General features: G+C 73.3%; 18 protein-coding genes and 1 pseudogene. 8 read left to right on the forward strand and 11 right to left on the reverse strand.

All coding sequences use genetic code 11. The features are described 5' to 3' along the window. Positions 1-3: 3 nt before the first annotated feature. Positions 4-282 (forward strand): annotated as a pseudogene (locus VKA29_RS36880) (penicillin-binding transpeptidase domain-containing protein); the annotation flags it as partial. 94 nt (positions 283-376) lie between these two features. After that, positions 377-2,065, forward strand: coding sequence for a penicillin-binding transpeptidase domain-containing protein (locus tag VKA29_RS01305; RefSeq protein ID WP_324783227.1), 1,689 nt, complete (start codon positions 377-379; stop codon positions 2,063-2,065). 154 nt (positions 2,066-2,219) lie between these two features. Here VKA29_RS01305 and VKA29_RS01310 read toward each other — a convergent pair whose 3' ends face one another. Further along, positions 2,220-2,573, reverse strand: a complete 354-nt coding sequence (locus tag VKA29_RS01310; RefSeq protein ID WP_324783228.1) for an SsgA family sporulation/cell division regulator — start codon at positions 2,571-2,573, stop codon at positions 2,220-2,222. A gap of 196 nt (positions 2,574-2,769) precedes the next feature. On the opposite strand from VKA29_RS01310, the gene VKA29_RS01315 reads away from it, so the two are divergent. The 4 genes from VKA29_RS01315 to VKA29_RS01330 all read left to right on the forward strand — a co-directional run bounded on the left by VKA29_RS01315 (position 2,770) and on the right by VKA29_RS01330 (position 6,801). Beyond that, positions 2,770-3,825, forward strand: a complete 1,056-nt coding sequence (locus tag VKA29_RS01315) for an energy-coupling factor ABC transporter permease (RefSeq protein ID WP_324783229.1) — start codon at positions 2,770-2,772, stop codon at positions 3,823-3,825. 1 nt (position 3,826) lies between these two features. After that, complete coding sequence (gene cbiQ, locus VKA29_RS01320) at positions 3,827-4,588, forward strand: cobalt ECF transporter T component CbiQ (RefSeq protein WP_324783230.1); 762 nt, start codon at positions 3,827-3,829, stop codon at positions 4,586-4,588. Next, on the forward strand, positions 4,576-5,343 hold the full coding sequence (locus VKA29_RS01325) for an ABC transporter ATP-binding protein (protein WP_324783231.1): 768 nt from the start codon (positions 4,576-4,578) through the stop codon (positions 5,341-5,343). The genes cbiQ and VKA29_RS01325 overlap by 13 nt, the downstream gene beginning before the upstream one ends. A gap of 291 nt (positions 5,344-5,634) precedes the next feature. Then, positions 5,635-6,801: a serine hydrolase domain-containing protein gene (locus VKA29_RS01330; protein ID WP_324783232.1), complete on the forward strand. Its 1,167-nt coding sequence runs from the start codon at positions 5,635-5,637 to the stop codon at positions 6,799-6,801. A 154-nt stretch (positions 6,802-6,955) separates the two neighbouring features. On the opposite strand, the gene VKA29_RS01335 is transcribed toward VKA29_RS01330, so the two are convergent. The 5 genes from VKA29_RS01335 to VKA29_RS01355 form a co-directional block, all read right to left on the reverse strand. After that, a complete protein-coding gene (locus VKA29_RS01335; protein ID WP_324783233.1) occupies positions 6,956-7,231 on the reverse strand; it encodes a DUF1876 domain-containing protein in 276 nt (91 codons plus the stop codon). Positions 7,232-7,342: 111 nt separating this feature from the next. Continuing rightward, the gene (locus VKA29_RS01340; RefSeq protein WP_324783234.1) at positions 7,343-7,642 is read right to left on the reverse strand and encodes a hypothetical protein; all 300 of its coding nucleotides are present in this window, start codon (positions 7,640-7,642) and stop codon (positions 7,343-7,345) included. A 234-nt stretch (positions 7,643-7,876) separates the two neighbouring features. Beyond that, positions 7,877-8,386, reverse strand: a complete 510-nt coding sequence (locus VKA29_RS01345) for a YbaK/EbsC family protein (protein ID WP_324783235.1) — start codon at positions 8,384-8,386, stop codon at positions 7,877-7,879. 128 nt (positions 8,387-8,514) lie between these two features. After that, the gene (locus VKA29_RS01350; protein WP_324783236.1) at positions 8,515-10,740 is read right to left on the reverse strand and encodes an MMPL family transporter; all 2,226 of its coding nucleotides are present in this window, start codon (positions 10,738-10,740) and stop codon (positions 8,515-8,517) included. 263 nt (positions 10,741-11,003) lie between these two features. After that, positions 11,004-11,606, reverse strand: a complete 603-nt coding sequence (locus VKA29_RS01355) for a TetR/AcrR family transcriptional regulator (protein WP_324783237.1) — start codon at positions 11,604-11,606, stop codon at positions 11,004-11,006. Between the two features lie 176 nt (positions 11,607-11,782). On the opposite strand from VKA29_RS01355, the gene VKA29_RS01360 reads away from it, so the two are divergent. Then, positions 11,783-15,268 carry a S41 family peptidase gene (locus VKA29_RS01360; protein WP_324783238.1) on the forward strand — a complete coding sequence of 1,162 codons (3,486 nt, stop codon included), beginning with the start codon at positions 11,783-11,785 and terminating at the stop codon, positions 15,266-15,268. A 109-nt stretch (positions 15,269-15,377) separates the two neighbouring features. Here VKA29_RS01360 and VKA29_RS01365 read toward each other — a convergent pair whose 3' ends face one another. The 4 genes from VKA29_RS01365 to VKA29_RS01380 all read right to left on the reverse strand — a co-directional run bounded on the left by VKA29_RS01365 (position 15,378) and on the right by VKA29_RS01380 (position 19,117). Continuing rightward, the gene (locus VKA29_RS01365) at positions 15,378-15,608 is read right to left on the reverse strand and encodes a hypothetical protein (RefSeq protein ID WP_324783239.1); all 231 of its coding nucleotides are present in this window, start codon (positions 15,606-15,608) and stop codon (positions 15,378-15,380) included. 88 nt (positions 15,609-15,696) lie between these two features. After that, the gene (locus tag VKA29_RS01370; protein WP_324783240.1) at positions 15,697-16,581 is read right to left on the reverse strand and encodes an SDR family oxidoreductase; all 885 of its coding nucleotides are present in this window, start codon (positions 16,579-16,581) and stop codon (positions 15,697-15,699) included. Then, positions 16,578-17,495 (reverse strand): alpha/beta hydrolase, encoded by a 918-nt coding sequence (locus VKA29_RS01375; RefSeq protein ID WP_324783241.1) that lies wholly within the window; start codon positions 17,493-17,495, stop codon positions 16,578-16,580. Before VKA29_RS01375 ends, VKA29_RS01370 begins: the two co-directional genes overlap by 4 nt. Next, complete coding sequence (locus tag VKA29_RS01380; protein ID WP_324783242.1) at positions 17,492-19,117, reverse strand: NAD(P)/FAD-dependent oxidoreductase; 1,626 nt, start codon at positions 19,115-19,117, stop codon at positions 17,492-17,494. Before VKA29_RS01380 ends, VKA29_RS01375 begins: the two co-directional genes overlap by 4 nt. Positions 19,118-19,251: 134 nt before the next feature. On the opposite strand from VKA29_RS01380, the gene VKA29_RS01385 reads away from it, so the two are divergent. Next, complete coding sequence (locus VKA29_RS01385) at positions 19,252-19,902, forward strand: MerR family transcriptional regulator (RefSeq protein ID WP_324783243.1); 651 nt, start codon at positions 19,252-19,254, stop codon at positions 19,900-19,902. A gap of 111 nt (positions 19,903-20,013) precedes the next feature. On the opposite strand, the gene VKA29_RS01390 is transcribed toward VKA29_RS01385, so the two are convergent. Beyond that, positions 20,014-20,817: an exodeoxyribonuclease III gene (locus VKA29_RS01390; RefSeq protein WP_324783244.1), complete on the reverse strand. Its 804-nt coding sequence runs from the start codon at positions 20,815-20,817 to the stop codon at positions 20,014-20,016. Between the last annotated feature and the right edge of the window lie 39 nt (positions 20,818-20,856).

Here is a 20,856-nt window from a genome sequence, read left to right on the forward strand (position 1 = left end):
CCGGCCACCGCGCGGGGCCTGCCGGCGAGTACCGTGCGGCAGCTGCGCGCCGTGATGAACCGCACCGCGACCAGCGGCACCGCGGCCGGCGTGACGGCCGGTCCGAGCGGCGGCATCGGCGCCAAGACCGGCTCCGCCGAGGCCGACGGGCAGGCGAGGTCCGACAGTCGGTTCACCGGCTACCGCGACGACGTCGCCGCGGCGGCCACGGCCCAGGACGGCGGGCACGGCACCGACGCCGCCGCTCCGATTGTCGCAGCTGTGCTACGGACCGGCGGCTGACGTCACTCCGCGCGGGCGGGACTTTAGGGTGGTGCAGTCGTTGGGACTGGCGAGGGCAACGGGGACCCTGGGGAAACGCGGAGGAACGCAGGCTGTGGGCAAGAGAAGGCGCGTCGCCGAGCGACGGAGGACGGGGCCCGCCGTGGTCGGCGGGATGATCGCCGTGGTCGTCGGCGGCGCCGGCTTCGGCGTCTACGCGCTGTACGGCGGCGGCGCGGCGGCCGACGACCGGACGGCCACGACGTCCGCCACCGCCGGGCACGCGAAGAAGACCGGCCCGCTGTCCGCCGCCGAGGTCACCTCCGCCGCCGAGCGGTTCCTCACCGCCTGGCAGCGGGGCAGGGCCACCGCCGCGGCGGCCGCCACGGACGCGGCCGACACGGACGACTCGGCGGCGGCCGCCGCCCTGCTGGCCGGTTACACCAAGGACGCCCGCATCAAGGACGTCAGGCTCACCGCGGGCGCCCGCACCGGCGCCGAGGTCCCCTTCTCCGTCAAGGGCACGGTGTCGTACAAGGGCACCGTAAAGCCGCTCGCCTACGACAGTTCGCTGACGGTCGTGCGGCGTGCCTCCGACGGCGCGCCGGTCGTCGACTGGCGGCCGTCCGTCGTCCACCCCGACCTGAAGGACGGCGACAGACTGGTCACCGGCGCCGCCGGCACGCCCCCGGTGAAGGCCTACGACCGTGCCGGCGGCGAGCTGACCACGGCGAAGTACCCGTCGCTGGGCCCGGTCCTGGACGGGCTGCGCGAGAAGTACGGCAAGACCGCCGGCGGCCGGGCGGGCGTGGAGCTGCGCGTGGTGCGCGGCAAGGCGTCGCAGAAGGCGAAGCTGTCCGACAAGACGCTGCTGGAACTGAGCAAGGGCACGCCGGGTTCGGTGAAGACGACGCTGAGCCCGGCGCTGCAGGCGGCGGCCGAGCAGAAGGTGGCGGCCCGCGCGCGTGCGTCGGTCGTGGTGCTGCGTCCGTCGACGGGGGAGATCCTCGCCGTGGCGAACTCCTCGCACGGCTTCAACGCGGCCTTCCAGGGCTCGCTGGCACCCGGCTCCACCATGAAGATCATCACGTCGTCGCTGCTGATCGAGAAGGGCCTGGCGTCGGCGGACAAGGTGCACCCCTGCCCGAAGACGGTGACCTACGGCGGCTGGAAGTTCCACAACGACGACGACTTCTCGATCAAGGGCGGCACGTTCAAGGCGAGCTTCGCCCGCTCCTGCAACACGGCCTTCATCAGCCAGGCCAAGAAGCTCGAGAACGACGACCTGACCAAGCAGGCGCAGCAGGTCTTCGGCCTGTCGATGAACAACTGGGCGATCGGCGTCCCGACCTTCGACGGCTCGGTGCCGGTGCAGTCGGCGGCGCCGATGGCGGCGTCGCTGATCGGGCAGGGCGGGGTGCGCATGAACCCGCTGAACATGGCGTCGGTGGCCGCGACGGTGAAGTCGGGCACGTTCCACCAGCCCTACCTGGTCTCCCCGGCGGTGGACCACCGCAGGACGGCGACCGCCTCGCGCGCTCTGTCGGCGTCCACGCTCTCGCAGCTGCGCGAGCTGATGCGGTACACGGCCGCGTACGGCACGGCCGCCGAGGCCATGGCCGGGCTCGGCCCCGACTACGGCGCCAAGACCGGCTCCGCGGAGGTCGACGGGCAGAAGAAGCCGAACGGCTGGTTCACGGCGTACCGCGGCGACCTCGCGGCGGCGGGCGTGGTGCAGGCGGGCGGGCACGGCGGCGACACGGCGGGGCCGATCGTGGCGGCATTGCTGAGGGCAGGCGGCTGACGGTCGCCGGCGCCGTCGGCCGGCGGCAGGGTCCGAGGGCGGCGGCCGGTCGCCGGCGCCGTCGGCGGCAGGGTCCGAGGGCGGCGGCCGGTCGCCGGCGCCGTCGGCGGCAGGGTCCGAGGGTGGCCGGCAGGCCGCCCGGGGCGGGCGCCGGTCAGCCTCTGACCGGCGCGCCGGCCAGGTACGTACGGCGCAGGAACCGCAACAGGGCCTTCGTCTCGAACTGCACCACCGAGACGCCCTGGTCGGAGTGGAACTCCACCACGGCCTGCACCCGGCCGCACGGCCACACGCGGACGTCCCCGCTGCCGGCGGGGGCGCGCAGGCCCTGCTCGAGCAGCGAGCGCGAGAAGGTCCATTCATGGGTGCCGGGCAGTCCGACCCGGACGGCGCGCGGGTCGGCCTCGGGGTCGTAGCGCAGGCGCACCGGTACGGCGTCGCGTTCCTCTTCGGGGGCGTCCGCGCCGGTGACGATGTGGGCTCGTGCGTACTGCTCGACTAGGGACATCGGTCGGCCCTCTCACGCAGCGTGACCTATACGGAAGCCGTGCGTCCACCCCTCTTCAATGTCGCATATTTTCCCGACAACGCCCCATGAAGAGCAGGAACGCCCCCACTCCCCGGCACCCTCGGTACAGGAACCGTTCCTGTTCTCCTCTCACCGCTCTTGCAAAGAGTTCGCAACAAGCCACTATCATCGAACGGTGCACGTACCTGACGGATTCATAGACGCCCCCACGTCCGCCGCGGCCGGCGCGGTCGCGGCGACCGCCGTCGCGGTGAGCCTGCGCGGCGCGCGGCGCGAGCTCGACGAGCGGACGGCGCCGCTGGCCGGTCTGGTCGCGGCGTTCATCTTCGCCGTGCAGATGCTGAACTTCCCCGTCGCGGCGGGCACCAGCGGCCACCTGCTGGGCGGCGCGCTGGCCGCGATCCTCGTCGGCCCCTTCACCGGGGTGCTGTGCGTGTCCGTGGTCCTGCTCATGCAGGGCATCCTCTTCGCGGACGGCGGCCTGACCGCGCTCGGCGTGAACATCACCGACATGGCCATCGTCACGACGGTCGTCGCGTACGCCCTCTTCCGGTTCCTGGTGAAGGTGCTGCCGCGGCGCCGGCGCTCGGTCACCGTCGCCTCCTTCGTCGCCGCGCTCGTCTCCGTCCCGGCCGCCGCCGTCGCCTTCACGTGCGTCTACGCCGTCGGCGGCACCACCGAGGTCTCGATCGGCAAGGTCGCCACCGCGATGGTCGGCGTGCACGTACTGATCGGCGTCGGTGAAGCGGCGATCACCGCACTGACGGTGGGCGCCGTGATCGCCGTGCGCCCGGACCTCGTGTACGGCGCACGCGGCCTGCAGCAGCGCCTGAAGCTGCGCGTGAACGGCGTGCTGGTCGACGCCCCGGCGCCCGGCGGGGCTCGCACGGCGCCCGTGGCGGCGCGCACGTCCCGCCGCGCGCTGTGGATCACCGGCCTCACCACCTCGCTGGTCCTCGCCGGGTTCGTCAGCTTCTACGCCTCCTCCAGCCCCGACGGCCTGGAGAAGGTCGCCCGCGACAAGGGCATCGACCGGAAGACCGAGCGGCACGCGGTGGAGGACTCCCCGCTCGCCGGCTACGGCGTCAAGGACGTCGCGGACGCCCGCCTGTCCGGCGGCCTCGCGGGTGTGATCGGCGTGGGCGCCACCGTCGTCGCGGGCAGCACGGTGTTCTGGGTGGTGCGCCGGCGTCGCGTCGACGACGCCTCCCCCGTGAGCACGGGGGTCTGACGTGGGCGCCGGTCACGCGCACAGGCTCTACCGGCACGGGCACTCGCCCGTGCACACGCTGCCGCCGCACACCAAGCTCGCCGCCGCGTTCGCGTTCGTCGTGGTCGTGGTGTCGACCCCGCGGGAGGCGATGTGGGCGTTCGGGCTGTACGCCCTCCTGCTCGCGGCCGTCGCGCGCCACGCCCGCGTGCCCGCCGCCTTCCTGCTGAAACGGCTGCTGATCGAGGTGCCGTTCGTCGCGTTCGCCGTGCTGATGCCGTTCGTGGCGGAGGGCGACCGGGTGGACGTCCTGGGCCTGTCGCTGAGCGTGAACGGCCTGTGGGGCGCGTGGAACGTGCTCGCCAAGGGCACCCTCGGCGTCGCCGCCTCCGTACTGCTGGCCGCCACCACCGAGCTGCGCGAACTGCTGCTCGGCCTGCAGCGGCTGAAGCTCCCGCCGCTGCTCGTGCAGATCGCGTCCTTCATGATCCGCTACGGCGACGTCATCACCGACGAGATGCGGCGCATGCGCATCGCGCGGGAGTCACGGGGCTTCGAGGCGCGCGGGGTGCGGCACTGGGGCGTCCTCGCCAAGTCCGCGGGGGCCCTGTTCATCCGCTCCTACGAGCGCGGTGAGCGTGTGCACCTGGCCATGGTCAGCCGCGGGTACGCCGGTTCCATGCCGGTCATCGACGAGGTGACCGCCTCCCGGGCGCAGTGGTCGTCCGCCCTCGCCCTCCCCTTCGCCGCCCTCGTCGTCTGCCTGCTGGGATGGATGCTGTGACCGACTCTCTCGATGTCTCCGGCCTCGCCTTCGCCTACCCGGACGGCCACCAGGCCCTGTTCGGCGTGGACTTCCGCATCTCACGCGGCGAGCGGGTCGCCCTGCTCGGCCCGAACGGCGCCGGCAAGACGACCCTCGTCCTGCACCTCAACGGCATCCTGACCGGCGGCGCGGGCACGGTGAAGGTCGCCGGGCTGCCCGTCGGCAAGGAGCACATGGCCGAGATCCGGCGCCGGGTCGGCATCGTCTTCCAGGACCCCGACGACCAGCTGTTCATGCCGACGGTCCGCGAGGACGTGGCGTTCGGGCCCGCGGCGGCCGGGCTGAAGGGCGCGGAGCTGGAGGAGCGCGTGGACCGGGCGCTCGCGCGGGTGGGCATGGCGGAGTTCAAGGACCGTCCGCCGCACCACCTGTCCTTCGGACAGCGGCGCCGGGTGGCGGTGGCGACCGTGCTGGCCATGGAGCCGGAGATCCTCGTCCTGGACGAGCCGTCCTCCAACCTCGACCCCGCCTCCCGCCGTGAGCTGGCCGACATCCTGCGCTCGCTCGACGTGACCGTCCTGATGGTCACGCACGACCTGCCGTACGCGCTGGAGCTGTGCCCGCGGTCCCTGATCCTGAGCGAGGGCGTGATCGCGGCGGACGGAAAGACCGCCGAGCTGCTGTCGGACGAGGAGCTGATGCGCGCCCACCGCCTGGAGCTGCCCTTCGGCTTCGACCCGCGCTCCGTGGCGGCCACCGCCGGCCGTCCGTGACACGGGTCCACCGGTGACGCCGGGCGCGCGACGACAGCGCGCGGCGTGCACCCCGGCGCTCAGCGTGCGGTCAGAGCTCGACGGCGCGCACGGCGGCGCGGGTCGCGCGGTCGGAGCGCGACCGCTTCGGGCGGGCGCCGCCAGGGTGCGCCTCGCACGGCGCCCGCCGTCGACGGCGACGCGCGGCCACGCCACCGTGACGATCGCGTCCGGGCCGGGCCGCCGGGGAATCGCACGCCGGGTACGGGCGTTGGTCCCACCGTCGCAGGTGAGCCGGAGGAGGGCGCGGACGTGGACGTGAACGGCACGGTGGCCGAGGGGTTCGAGCCGGTCAGGGAAGCGTTCGCACGCAACTTCGAGGTGCTCGGCGAGCGGGGCGCGGCGGTCGCCGTCTACCGGGGCGGCCACAAGGTCGTCGACCTGTGGGGCGGCACGAAGGACGTCGACGGAACCGAGCCGTGGCAGCGGGGCACCGCCCAGATCGTGCGCTCGGCGACCAAGGGGGTCGTCGCCGCCGCGCTCCTGCTGCTGCGCCAGCGCGGGGAGCTGGACCTGGACGCGCCGGTGGGCGAGTACTGGCCGCAGTACAAGGCGGCCGGCAAGGAGCGGACGCGGGTGTGGCACCTGCTCGCGCACCGGGCGGGCGTGCCCGCGCTGGACCGGCCGCTGACGCCCGCGCGGGCCCTGGACCCGGTGGCGGCCGCCGAGGCGGTCGCGGCGCAGGCACCCGTGTGGGAGCCGGGCACGGACCACGGCTACCACGCGCAGACGTACGGCTGGCTGACCGGCGAGCTGGTGCGACGGGTCACCGGCCGGGAGATCGGCGACTGGATCGCCGACGAGATCGCGGGCCCGGTCGGGGCCGAACTGTGGCTGGGGCTGCCGGCCGGCGAGACCGCGCGGGTGGGCCGGGTGGCACAGGTCGATCCTCCGGCGGACCCGGCGGCCGCGCTCAGGATCCGTCCCAAGCGCGCGGTCGCCGACGCCTACGCCGACCCCGCCTCACTCACCCGCCGCGCCTTCGCCGCGATCACCCCGCAGCCCGACGAGAACGACCCGGCGTACCGGGCCGCCGTGCTGCCCGCCTCCAACGGCATCGCCACCGCCGACGGCCTGGCCCGCGTCTACGCGTCGCTGATCGGCGAGGTGGACGACGGCACCCGGCTGTTCACCCCGGAGACCGCGGAGCTGGCCGGCGCCGAGCGCAGCGCCGGGCCGGACCGCGTGCTCGTGGTCAACACCCGGTTCGGCCTCGGCCACATGCTGCACGGGGCGACTTCCCCGCTGTTGTCACCCGCCTCCTTCGGCCACCCGGGCCGCGGCGGCTCCCTCGGCTTCGCCGACCCCGGCACCGGCGTCGCCTTCGGCTACGTGACCAACGGCTTCCGCAAGAGCGTGACGGCGGACCCGCGCGCGCAGGCCCTGCTGCGGGCGGTACGGAACGTCGTACTGCCGTAGACACGCTCTACTGCCGCAGGCACGCCGTACCGCCGCAGGCACGCCCTACTGCCGCAGGCACGCCGTACCGCCGCAGGCACGCTCTACTGCCGCAGGCACGCCGTACCGCCGCAGGCACGCTCTACTGCCGCAGGCACGCCGTCCCGCGTCGGCCTCAGACGTGGATCGGGTGGGACGTCCGCCCGGACGCGGAGTCGATCTCGCCGTGCGCCTTGGTGAGCAGTTCCATGGCAAGTTCGTTCAGCGCCCGGGCCCCGGCGATCTCCTCGCCGACCCGCGGCTGATTGGAGTCGGTGTGGTGGCGGCTGGCGTGACCGTGCGCCCGCACCTCGCTCCCGTCGGGCAGGCGCACCAGCGCGACCGCCCGCGTGTGCTGGTCGTCCTCCTGGAACTCCATCTCGACGTGCCATCCCACTGGGGCGTGCATCATGAGGATCACCTCCGGAACTCCTCCTCCTAGAGTGCGCCTGTCCACCTCCGAACGCACCCGCCGCCCGCACGGCGCGGCGCCCCGCACCCCTGCGCGCGCCGGGGCCGGACCTCAGCCGTCACCGGGCGGCTCCTCCTGTGCGGGCGCGCCGCGGCCGACGGTCAGGGACCAGTGCACGGCCGACGGCGCTTCGACGGAGACCACGCCGCTTCGGTCCACCCCCAGCACCGCCACCTGGTGGTAAGCGGTGCCGGCTTCGCCCGCGCGGCACTCCAGCGGGAACGAGACGCGCACCGGACGCAGTGCGACATCGATGTCCCCCTTCCCCCGGCACCGCACCGCGACGATCAGCGCGTCGCCCTTCTTCCACGGCCGCCGTCGGCCGGGGTGCGCCGACGAGCGTCTCGTCATCGTCCAGTTCCGGAGGCGTCAGCACGGAGGGCCGGGAGTCTCCGGGGGACACGGCCGCCGTCCGGGGCGTTTCGCCGGCGGAGGCTGCGCCGGGGCGTTCCGGCTGCCCGGCACGCTCGCCGTCCGGTGCGCAGGCACCGACCACCACTGACAGCAGCACGGCGGCGCACGCGATGCTCGATCCCCTGGGCGTCCGGCCGGACACGGTCGCGTTCCCCTCGGTGACCAGCGGGGTCACGAAGACAGCTCGCGCACGTCCGCCACCGTCGCGCCGGCGTGGGCGATCAGCTCCCGCGGTGCCATCGGGAAGACGGTGTACGGGGTTCCCGCGGCGGCCCACACCGTGTCGTGGACGAGCAGCGAGCGGTCGGCGAGCACCCGGGACCTGGTGCGGTGCCCGAAGGGCGGCACGCCGCCGATGGCGTACCCGGTGGTCTCCCGTACGACGTCCGCGCTCGCCCGGGTCACCTTCGTGGCGCCGAGTTCCGCGCGGACCCGCTCCGGGTCCACCCGCGACGCGCCGTCCATGAGGACGAGCACCGGTTCCCCGTCCGCCGCGAAGACCAGCGACTTGCAGATCTGGCTCAGTTCGCAGCCGATCGCGGCGGCGGCCTCGGCCGCGGTGCGGGTGGCGTCGGGGAAGCGGCGGACGCGCGGAGGCAGATCGTCGAGGCCCAGCGCGCGCAGGGCCTCGGCGAATCGGGGGTGGACGGCGGAGTCCCCGGCGGTGTCGGCGGTCGTCATGCACGGCACGCTAGCGCCGCGGGCCGGGGGCGGACGACCGGGTTTCCGGTGTCCGCCCCCGGCTGCACGAGGGTCGCTGCGCGCCGTCGGGCCCGCGAGGGCCGGCCTCCGCCCCCGCCCGCGAAGGCTCAGGCCCTGACCAGTTCCCGGTCCTCGTCCGGGTCAGTGCGCGTGTCCCGGCCGCCGTCGGCCGGGGTGCGCAGGCCCTCGCCCTCGACGTCGACGTTCGGCAGCACCCGGTCCAGCCACCTCGGCAGCCACCAGGCCCTGCGGCCGAGCAGGACGAGTACCGCCGGCACGATCGCCATGCGCACGAGGAACGCGTCGAAGAAGACAGCGATCGCGAGGCCGAAGCCGATCATCTTCACCATCGACTCGCTGGAGCCGATGAAGCCCGAGAAGACCGCCATCATGATCACCGCGGCGGCGGTGACCACCCGGGCGCCGTGCCGGAAGCCCGTCACCACGGCCTGGCTGGGCCGCTCGCCGTGGACGTACGCCTCCCGCATCCGCGTCACGAGGAACACCTCGTAGTCCATCGCGAGGCCGAAGACCACGCCGATCATGAAGATCGGCATCATCGACATCACCGGGCCGGTCTCCTCGACCCCCATCAGGCCGGCCAGCCAGCCCCACTGGAAGACCGCGACGACCGCGCCCAGGGCCGCCGTGACGCTCAGCAGGAAGCCGAGGGCCGCCTTCAGCGGGACCAGGACCGAGCGGAAGACCACGATCAGCAGCAGGAAGGCGAGGCCGACGACGAGGGCCAGATAGGGCAGCAGCGCGTCGTTCAGCTTCTGCGAGACGTCGACGTTCATCGCGGTCGCGCCGGTGACCAACACTGTCGCGCCGGTGTCGGCCCGCACGCCGGCGCCCGCGTCGCGGATGCCGTGCACCAGGTCCTCGGTGCTGACCGACGACGGTTTGGAGCCCGGGATCACCGTGATCGTGGCGGTGTCTCCGGCCTTGTTGTACGTCGCGGGGGTGACGGTGACGACGTCCTTCAGGCCCTTGATCTCGTCGGTGACCGCGGCCACCGCGCCCTTGGGGTCGTCGGCGGCACCGGCGTCGACGACGACCAGCAGGGGGCCGTTGAAGCCCGGACCGAAGCCCTCGGAGAGCAGGTCGTAGGCGCGGCGCTGGGTCGTCGACACCGGCTGGGAGCCGTCGTCCGGCAGGCCCAGTTCCAGCGAGGCGGCGGGAACGGCGGCCGCCCCGAGTCCGACCACGCCGAGCAGCAGGACGGCGACCGGGCGCCGTACGACGAAGCTCGCCCAGCGGGTGCCCAGGTTGGGCTTGCCGGAGGCGTTCTTCCGCGCGCCGCCCAGCGGCCCGCTCCGCTCGCCTGCGGGCTTGATCCTGCGGCCCGCGTAGCCGAGCAGGGCCGGGATCATGGTCAGCGCGATCAGCACCGCGACGGCCACCGTGCCCGCGGCCGCGACGCCCATCTTCGTCAGCACCGGGATGCCGACCACCGACAGGCCGACCAGCGCGATCACGACCGTCAGGCCCGCGAAGACCACCGCGGACCCGGCCGTTCCGGCGGCCCGGCCGGCCGCCTCCTCACGCTCGCGGCCCTCGGCGAGCTCGGCGCGGTAGCGGGAGACGATGAACAGGGCGTAGTCGATGCCGACCGCGAGGCCGATCATCGTGGCCAGCGTGGAGGTGGTGGAGCCCAGGTCGAGCGTGCTCGCCAGCGCGGTGATCGCCGACACGCCGATGCCGACGCCGACGATCGCCGTCAGCAGCGGCAGGCCGGCCGCGACGAGCGAGCCGAAGGTGACGACGAGGACGACCGCGGCGATCGCGATGCCGATGATCTCGGTGGCGCCGGTCTCCGGCGTGCTCTGCAAGGCGTCACCGCCGACCTCGACGGTCAGCCCGGCGTCGCGGGCGTCCTGCGCGGCCTGCTGCAGCGCCTCCCGGGAGGCGTCCGTCAGCTCCATGCCGGAGACGTCGTACTTCACCGACGCGTAGGCGATCGTGCCGTCCTTGCTGACGGCGTGGGCCTTGAACGGGTCGGCGACGGAGGCGACCTCGGAGCCGTCGGCGAGTTCCCGCACCGTCTTCTTCACGGTCGCCCGGTTGCCGGGGTCGGTGGTCTTCTCGCCGGCCGGCGCCTTGAAGACGACGCGGGCCGTCGCACCGTCGGCGCTCATGCCGGGAAAGCGCTGCTCCAGCAGGTCGAAAGCTTTCTGCGCCTCTGTTCCGGGGATCGAGAAGGCGGTGCTGCCGGCGGCGGGCGCGCTCGCCGCGGCGACTCCCGCCAGCGTCAGCAGTGCCACCCAGAACAGGGCGACGAAGTGCCGTCGCCTGAAGGCGAACCGGCCGAGTCGGTAGAGGAATGTGGCCACGGGGCGTACTCCCGGTCAGGTCGTGGGGTGTTTCGGGGCAGGGGTCATCGGCCCGACGACGTGAGCGGTCGCGTCAGGTCGAGGGGTGTTTCGGGACAGGGGTCATCGGCCCGACGACGTGAGCGGTCGCGTCAGGTGGTGCGGGTGTGTTCAACAGCGCCTTGCGGGGATCTCAGGCGGTGCGGAATGCCTGGCGGGGATGCCCGGGCGGCACAGGTGCCCGGCGGGGATGTTCAGGCGGCACAGGTGCCCGGCGGGGATGTTCAGGTGGTGGGCGCGCCGAGGGCTGGGAGGACCACGGCGTCGATGTACGACAGGAGGAACGCCTGCGTCGGAGGCCGCTCGTCGATGAGCGTGCGGGCGGCGAGCGCGCCGACCATCATGTGCACGACGTAGTCCATCGCGGGACTGTCGGCACGGACCTCACCGCGGGCGACCGCCCGGTGCAGGATCCGGCGGAACTCCGCCGTCTCCGGCTCGATCAGGTGCTCCCGGAACGCCTGGAGGAGATCCGGGCTGTCGTGGATGGCCATGGCCAGACCCCGCATCAGGGCGGAGTTCTGCTCCATCTCGCAGTCGTCGGAGCGCAGCACGAACGCGTGCAGGTCGCCTCTGAGGGACCCGGTGTCGATCTCGTCCGCGGAGCCGCCCGGCTTGCAGTGCCGGACCGCCTTGGCCACCAGCTCGGCCTTGCCGCCCCACTGGCGGTAGAGCGTCGCCTTGCTGGACCGGGTGCGGGCTGCCACGGCGTCCATGGTGAGGGCGTCGTAGCCGACTTCCCGGAGCAGGTCGAGCACGGCCCCGTACAGCTCGGCCGCGCGCTCGGGCGTGATCCGGCTGCGACGTGCCGTGGTGGCCGCGGTCATGTCTGTCACCTACCCGCTTTCCGTTCCGTCCGCCCGGCCGGCTGTCGTCCGGCTGCGTGTTCCTCGTACTCCATGAAGATACCCCGGGCACTAGCGAAACGAAACTGTTTCGTACGTGTGCTGGCTCACGTCCGTCAGGGACGCATAAGTTGCCGCCCCCCATTCGGGGGAAAAACATGGAAAAGGTGAGCTATCTGCGCCTGCCGCATCTGCGCGGCGACCTGTTGTGCTTCGTGGCCGAGGACGACCTGTGGCTCGCCTCCCTCGACGGCGCGGACCGCGCCTGGCGCCTGACCGTGGACCGCACGAAGGCCGGCCACCCCCGCATCTCCCCCGACGGCCGCCACATCGCCTACACGAGCTGGCGCAGCCTGACGCCCGAGATCCACCTCATGCCGGTGGACGGCGGGCCGGGCCGGCGGCTGACGTACTGGGGCTCGCCGGACACGCGGGTGTGCGGCTGGACCCCCGAGGGGCAGATCCTTGCCGTCGCCTCCCACGGTGAGCCTTTCTCGTACTTCACCTGGGCCTACAAGGTCTCCCCCGACGGCGACCCCGGCCGCAAGCTGCCCTGGGGGCCGGTCTCCGACATCCAGGTCGGCGAGATCGCCGGGCAGCGCCGCACACTGCTGCTCACCGGCACCCCGCCGCACGAGCCCGCGGCCTGGAAGCGCTACCGCGGCGGCGCCACCGGCCGCCTCTGGCTGCACGGCGAGCGCCTGCTCGCCGACCTGGACGGTCACCTCCACTCGCCGCTGTTCGTCGGCGGCCGGATCGCCTTCCTCTCCGACCACGAGGGCATCGGCAACCTCTACTCCTGCGCCCCCGACGGCTCCGACCTGCGCCGCCACACCGACCACGACGACTTCTACGCCCGCCACGCCGCGAGCGACGGGGTCCGGGTGGTCTACCAGTGCGCGGGCGACCTGTGGATCGTCGACGACCTGGCCGCGGCCTCCGTCCCGCGCCGTCTGGACGTACGGCTGAGCGGTCCGCGCACGGGTCGGCGCCCTTACCCGGTGCCGGCCGCCCAGCACGTGGACGGAGTGTCGGTGGACGAGACGGGCCGCGCGAGCGCCGTCGTCGTATGCGGCGGCCTGCACTGGCTGACCCACCGCGACGGCCCGGCCCGCACGATCACCGACACGCCCGGCGTCCGCGTCCGGCTCCCGGAGATGCTCGGACCGGCCGACCGGATCGCGTACGTGACGGACGCGGAGGGTGAGGACGCGATCGAGATCGCCGGCCTGCCGCGGGCCGGCGGCGTCCGCGATCCGCGCAGGCTCGCGGCCGGCCGGCTCGGCCGGGTCCTGGAGATGGTCGCCGACCCGCAGGGCGAACGCCTCGCCGTCGCCTCGCACGACGGACGGCTGCTGCTCGTCGACGTGAGCGAGGACGCGGTCGAGGGCGCGAGCGAGGACGCGGTCGAGGGCGCGAGCGAGAGCGCGGGGGAAGGCGCGAGCGAGAGCGCGGGGGAAGGCATGAGCGAGAGCGCGGGGGAAGGCATGAGCGAGAGCGCGGGGGAAGCCATGAGCGAGGGCGCCGGAGAGGCCGACACGGACGCGGACACGGACGGGGCCGGCGGCGACGCCGACGCGGCCGCGGCCGGAGCGGTCACCGAACCGGTCCGGGAGCCGATCCGTGAACCGGTCCGGGAACTGGTCCAGTCGGCCAACGGGCCCGTGCGGGACCTGGCGTTCTCCCCGGACGGGGGCTGGCTGACCTGGTCGCACCCCGTCCTCGGCCGTTCGCTGCGGCAGATCAAGCTGGCCCGGATGAAGGACGGGCTGATCGTCGACGTCACCGACGGCCGATTCGAGGACGAGAACCCGGTCTTCACGCGGGACGGCCGCTACCTCGCCTTCCTCTCCTGGCGCGGCTTCGACCCGGTGTACGACGTCCACACGGGCGACCTGTCCTTCCCGCTCGGCTGCCGCCCCTACCTCGTCCCCCTCTCCTCGGCGACCCCCTCCCCCTTCGCCCTCAGCCCCGAGGGCCGCCCGGCCGCGGGGGGCCTGGACCCGCTGCCGGACGGCGAGGACGGCAACGGCACGGTGACCGTGGAGGCGGAGGGACTGGCGAGCCGGGTCACGCCCTTCCCGGTCATCGCCTCCAAGTACTCGGCGCTGCGCCCGGTGGCGGGCGGTGGACTGGTCTGGCTGCGCTGGCCGATATCCGGCGCGCTCGGCGAGACCTTCGCCAACCCCGACGACACCACCGGCCGTCCGACGCTGGAGCACTTCACCATCGGCAAGGCGCGGAAGTCCGAACTCGTCGGCCACCTGGACTGGTTCGCGGTCAGCGGTGACGGCACCCGGCTGGTCGTGGCCGACGAGGGCGAGCTGCGGGCCGTACCGTCCGACGAGCCCGGCGACGGCGACACGACCGTCTGGATCGACCTGCGCCGCATCCTGCACGAGGCCGACCCGGCCGCCGAGTGGCGCCAGGCGTACGCGGAGGCCGGCCGGCTCATCCGCGCCTACTTCTGGGAGCCGGGGATGTGCGGCATCGACTGGGAGGCGGTGCTGGAGCAGTACCGGCCGCTGGTCGAACGGGTCGCCTCCCCGGACGACTTCGCCGACCTGCTGCGCGAGGTCCTCGGCGAACTCGGCACCTCGCACGCCTACGTCACCCCGGCCCGCCGCAGCGAGGGCCCGCCCCACTACCAGCGGTGGCAAGGGCTGCTGGGCGCCAACTTCACCCGCCGGGACGAGGGATGGACGGTCCGGCGGATCCTGTCCGGCGACTCCTCGGACTCCAGGGCCCGTTCACCGCTGGCCGGCACCGGCATCCGGCAGGGGGCGGTCCTCACCCACGTCGACGGACGCCCCGTCGACCCGTCGGCCGGTCCCTACCCGCTGCTCGCGGGCGCGGGCGGCACGACGGTGGAGCTGACGTTCACCCCGCCGCCGGGCGAGGCGGGCCGGGCGCGGCGGGTGGCCGTCGTCCCGCTGATCGACGAACGGCCGCTGCGCTACCAGGACTGGGTCACCAAACGGCGCTCCCTGGTACGTGAGTTGAGCGAAGGCCGGTGCGGCTATCTGCACATCCCGGACATGGGCGGCTCGGGCTGGGCGCAGTTCAACCGGGACCTGCGCATGGAGATGTCCAGGCCCGCCCTGATCGTGGACGTGCGCGGCAACGCGGGCGGCCACATCAGCGAGTTGGTGGTGGAGAAGCTGACGCGCACCATCCTGGGCTGGGACCTGACCCGCGACGCCCAGCCGGTGTCGTACGCCTCGAACGCGCCGAGGGGCCCGGTCGTGGCGCTGGCGGACGAGGCGACCTCCTCCGACGGCGACATGATCACGGCCGCGTTCAAACTGCTGAAGCTGGGCCCGGTGGTCGGCCAGCGCACCTGGGGCGGGGTGGTCGGCATGACCGGCCGCCACCGGCTGGTGGACGGCACGGTGATCACGGTGCCGATGAACGCGGCCTGGTTCGACGCCTACGGCTGGGGCGTGGAAAACCACGGCGTCGCCCCCGACCTGGAGATCCAGCGCACCCCTCTCGACTGGGCGGAGGGACGCCACGCCCAACTCGACGACGCGGTCCGCCTGGCCCTCGACCTGCTGCGGACCCACCCCCCGGCAGCCCCACCGGACTACTCGGACACCCCCGACCGCACCCGCCCGAGACTCCCGCCCCGCCCGGCTCCCTGAGGACGAAGGGGCTGCGGAAGGGGCGCGCGGAACCGCGCACCGAGCAGAAGCGCGGGGCGCCCTCCGGAGGAAGGACGCCCCGCGTCACAGCCCAAGCCGAGCGCAGCGGCTACGCGTCGAAGTCCGCCTCGAGGCGGTCCTCGTCCTCACGCATCCGCTCCGGCTCCTCGCGCATGCGGTCGCGGCCCTGATCCTGCGGTGTCCGCTGCGGAGACTGCGGTCCGCGCTGCTGAGACTGCGGTCCGCGCTGCTGAGCCTGCTCGCGGCCCGGCTGCGCCTTCCGCCTGGTCTGCTCCTGGCGCTGTTCCGGCTTGTTCTGGAACTGGTCCTTCATACCCATGTGGGTTCACTCCCGTTGTGGGTGGGGGAAGCGGCCCGTTACCGGGCCTCGACCAGATTCACACGAGCCGTCACCCTGCGCATGTCGATCAACTACCGTGCGTAGCGCGCGACTCCTCGTCCGCCGCCCCGCCCGCGCCGACCAGCCCGTTGCGCATCCCGTCGAGCCGGGACCCGAACCGCTTCATCTCCCGCTGCCCGGCCGTGCCGATGAGGGCCGGCAGGTAGCCGCGCACACTCTGCATCCCGCGCAGCCACCCCTGCCCGTACACATGGCTCGACCGCCGCTCGATGCCGGCCACGATCCGGTCGACCGCGGGGCCCAGCGGATAGGTCTTGTTGCACGGCCACGGCAACCGCTGCCGCAACTCGCGCAGCACGTCGTCCTGGTCGGCCCCGCGCACCATGTCGGTGTCGGTCCACGACAGGTAGCCGACCCCGACCCGGACGCCGCGGTAGCCGACCTCGGCGCGCAGGCTGTGCGCGTACGCCTCCACGCCGGCCTTGGACGCGCAGTACGCGGACATCATGGGTGCGGGGGTGAGGGCCGCGAGGGAGGCGATCTGCAGCAGGTAGCCGCGGCTCTCCATCAGCAGCGGCAGGAAGGCGCGTCCGGTGACCGCCGACCCGACGAGGTTGACCTCGATCACCCGCCGCCAGGCCTCCGGGTCGGAGTCGACGAGGGGCCCGCCGGTCGCGACGCCGGCGTTGGCGACCACGATGTCGACCTTTCCGAACCGCTCCTTGACCTCGCGCGCCACCCGGGTCATCGCCTCGTGGTCGGTGACGTCGGCGTACCAGTGGGCGCTGTCGGTGTGCAGCCGTTCGGACACCTGCTTGAGCGCGTCCGGCTCCAGCCCGACCAGCGCCACCTTGACGCCGCGCGCGGACAGCTTGCGTGCGAGCAGCTCCCCCACGCCGCGCGCCGCTCCGGTGACGACGGCGACCTGTCCGTCGAGGCTGACCCTGCTCATGCGCCCTCCTTGATCGTTGCGTATGTGGTCACGAGTTCCCGGATCCGGGCGGTGACCAGCTCGGGTGCCTCGATGGGCGTCATGTGGCCGATCCCCGGCAGTTCGGTGAGGCCGACGCAGTCCGGCAGCGCGGCCACCAGCGCCGCCGCGTGCACCGGCGGCGTCAGGCGGTCCGCGGTGCCGACGACCACCGCCGTGGGCACCAGCAGCTCGCGGACGCCGTGGTCGAGGTCGAGCAGGTCCAGCACCTGCGACCAGGCATGCCGCACCTTGGTCGGACAGGCGTGCACGATCCGCGCGCACGCCTCCACCATGTGCGGCGCCGAACCCGGCCCCATGGTCCCGTACTTCAGGATCTTCCGGGCGAGCGGCGTCACCGGCCCGAGCGGTGCCCGTGAGCCGAGGATGTGCTTGGTCAGCCAGGTCCGCACCCGGCCGGGCCCGAGGGGTACGACGGTGGACTCGGCGACCAGCCGGGAGGAGCCGGTGCTGCACAGCAGGACCGCGGCCGTGTGCTCCCGGAAGCCGGGCCGCTCGGCGGCGGCCATCACCGTCATGCCGCCCATCGAGTGACCGGCGACCACGGCCTTCTCGCCGGGCGCCAGGACCGCCTTCAGCACGGCCTCGAGATCGTCGGCGAGGGCGTCGGTGCCGCAGGCGGAGCTGTGCGGACTGCGCCCGTGGCCGCGCTGGTCGTAGGCGACGACCCGGTGGTCGACGGCGAGATCGCGGATCTGCGCGGCCCAGAAGGCGGTGGAACAGGTCCAGCCGTGGGCGAGGATCACGGCGGGCGCCTTGTCCGGTCCGTGCACCTCGACGTGCAGGCGGGCGCCGTCGGCGGAGACGACGGTGAGTTCCCGGGTGGGAACGGGCGGGGCGTACGGGCCGGAGGCCACGGCGGTGAGCCGGCTCACGCGGTCACCTCCGCGGCCTGCCCGGCCTGCCCGGCCTGCCCGGCCTGCCCGGCCTGCTCGCCCTGCCGCGCCTGCTCGCCCTGCCGCGCCTGCTCGCTCTGCCGGGCCTGGCCGTTCTGCCGGACCTGCTTCTCGGCTGCGGCGGCGGGCGGCCGCAGGACCTGGTACTCCGCCAGGTCCACGCGTCGGGTCGCCCGCCGGAACTCGGAGGTCGTGCCCGGCCAGACGGTGGTGTTGCGGCCGTTCGCGTCGAGGTACCAGCTGGTGCAGCCGCCGGTGTTCCACACCGTGCGCTTCATGCGCTCCTGTACCCGCCGGTTCCAGCTGCCGACCGCGCTCGGGCGGGCGTCGAGGGCGACCCGGCCGCCGAGGACGTCGAGCTGCCGCACGTAGTCGGCCAGGTAATTGAGCTGGGACTCGATCATGAGGATCATGGACGAGTTCCCGAGGCCGGTGTTGGGGCCGATGATCGACATCCAGTTGGGGAAGCCGGCCGCGGACGCGCCCCGCAGGGCCTGCATCCCGCCCTTCCAGCTCTCGGCGAGCGTTGTGCCCTCCGCGCCGACGACCCGCTCGGCTATCGGCATGTCCGTGACGTGGAAGCCGGTGCCGAAGACGATCGCGTCGACCTCCGCCTCGGTGCCGTCGGCGGCGACCACGGTCGAGCCGCGGACCTCGCTCAGTCCGCTGGCCACGACGTCCACGTTGGGCTGTGCGAGGGCCGGGTAGTACGCGTTGGACAGCAGGATCCGCTTGCAGCCGATGCGGTAGTCGGGGGTCAGCTTGGCGCGCAGGACCGGGTCCTCGATCGCGCGGGCGATGTTCCGCCTGGCCAGCTGCTCCACGAAACCCAGCTCGTTCGGGTGCTTGGTGAACGCCTGCACCTGCAGCTCCCGGATGCCCCACAGCAGTCCGCGGCGGGCCTGGGCGGTGATGGGCAGCGCCCGGTGCAGCGCCCGCTCGACGCCGCTGATGGCCCGGTCCACGCGGGGCATCACCCACGCCGGGGTGCGCTGGAAGAGGGTGAGCCTGCCGACCTGCGGCTGGATGCTCGGCACGATCTGGATCGCCGAGGCGCCGGTGCCGACCATCGCCACGCGCTTGCCGCGCAGGTCGTAGTCGTGGTCCCAGCGGGCGGAGTGGAAGACCTTGCCCGGGAAGGAGTCCAGGCCCGGGATGTCGGGGACCTTCGGGTCGGACAGCGGCCCGGTGGCGGACACCACCAGGTCGGCGGACAGGTTCCCGCCGGTGGTCTCGAGGTCCCAGCACAGCCGCTCGCCGTTCCACGTCATCCGCTTCACCTCCGAGTCGAAGCGGATGTGCGGGCGCAGCCGGAAGACGTCCGCGACGTGCTCCAGATAGGCGCGGATGTGCTCCTGGCCGGAGAAGGTGCGCGGCCAGTCGGGGTTGGGCGCGAAGGAGAACGAGTACAGGTGGGACGGCACGTCGCAGGCGCACCCCGGATAGCTGTTGTCCCGCCAGGTGCCGCCCACGCTGCCGGCCCGCTCCAGGACCACGAAGTCGGTGACGCCTTCGCGCCGCAGCCGTACGGCGGCCCCGAGCCCGCCGAATCCGGACCCGATCACCGCCACCCGCACATGCTCGTGTTCGTGCTCGGCCATCCCGAAGCCTCCACGCATCGCCCGATGGATCCCGCCAGTGAACACTGGCGCAATGGGACTGTAGGGCACTTCCGTACCGATCGGTAGGGGGCCGGGCCGGGAAAGTTACCCCGAGTACGACATAGGGTCGGGGCGTGGCAGACAAGCGTGAATACCGCATGGAGGAGCTGGCCAGGGAGGCCGGGATCACGGTGCGCACCCTGCGCTTCTACCGCGAGCGCAAGCTGATCGGGCCACCGCGCCGCGAGGGCCGCATCGCCTGGTACGACGAGAGTCACCTCAACCGCCTGCGCACCATCGCCGCCCTGCTGGAACGCGGACACACGCTCAGCGGCATCGCCGAACTGGCCGAGGCCTTCGAACACGGCCGTGGCGTCGGCGACGTCCTCGGCCTGGGCACCCCCACCGAGGAGGAACCGGTCCGCCTCACCCCCGAGGAACTCGCCGCCCGCTTCGAGGGCGAGGTCACCCCGGAGAACCTCGCCTCCGCGATGGAACTCGGCTACGTGGGCGCCGACGGCGACGAGATCGTCCACATCAGCCGCCGCCTGCTCGACGTCTCCTCCGCCCTGGTCCGCGAGGGCATCCCGCTCGCCGAGGTGCTCACCACCGGCGCCCGGGTCCGCGAGCACGCGGAGGCCCTGGCGGACCTCTTCGCCGACCTGGTGCTGCGCCACGCGGGCCGGGACGACCTCACCCGGCTGCGCCCGCTGGCCCGCAGCGTCGTGGAGGCGGAACTGTCCCTGGCGCTGGACCGGCGACTGCAGCGGGCGCAGCGCCCTTGAGCGCGGAGGGCACAGACTCAAAGGCCGCAGACTCAGAGGCCACAGGCGCGGAGGGCACAGACTCAGAGGCCGCAGGCGCGGAGGCCCCGGACTCACGCGGAGGCCGCAGACTCAGAGGTCGTAGACGACCGTCACCGGAGCGTGGTCCGACCACCGCTCGGCGTGGGTGGCCGCGCGCTCGACGAACCCCTTGACCGCCCGGCCGGCCAGTCCCGGCGTCGCGACGTGGTAGTCGATCCGCCATCCGGTGTCGTTGTCGAAGGCCCGCCCGCGGTAGGACCACCACGAGTACGGCCCCTCCACATCCGGGTGCAGGGCCCGTACGACATCGACGTAGCCGCCGTCCGCCGGGTCGAGGACCCGTCCGAGCCACTCCCGCTCCTCGGGCAGGAAGCCGGAGTTCTTGAGGTTGCCGCGCCAGTTCTTCAGGTCGGCGCGCTGGTGGGCGATGTTCCAGTCGCCGCAGACGACCACCTCACGGCCGTCGGCGGCGGCCCGCTCGCGCAGCTCCTTCAGGTAGGCGAGGAACTCGCCCATGAAGCGGACCTTCTCCTCCTGCCGCTCGGTGCCCACCTCGCCGGCGGGGAGGTAGAGGGAGGCGACCGTGACGCCGGGCAGGTCGGCCTCGACGTACCGCCCGCTCGCGTCGAACTCCGCCGACCCGAAGCCGACCCGGACCCGGTCGGGCTCGCGGCGGGCGTAGAGGGAGACGCCGGCACGCCCCTTGGCGGCGGCGGGCGCGTGCACCGTGTACCAGCCCTCGGGCACGCGGACCTGCTCGGGCAGCTGCTCCGGCTCGGCCCGCACCTCCTGCAGGCACAGCACATCGGCGGAGGTGCCGGAGAGCCACTCCACGAAGCCCTTCTTCGCGGCGGCGCGCAGGCCATTGACGTTGGCGGAGGTCACAGTGAGCACGCCGGAACGATACCGGCACACTGGACGGCGTCCCGTCCC

This window comes from Streptomyces sp. H51 (assembly GCF_035656535.1).
In the GTDB taxonomy this organism is placed as follows: Bacteria; Actinomycetota; Actinomycetes; order Streptomycetales; family Streptomycetaceae; genus Streptomyces.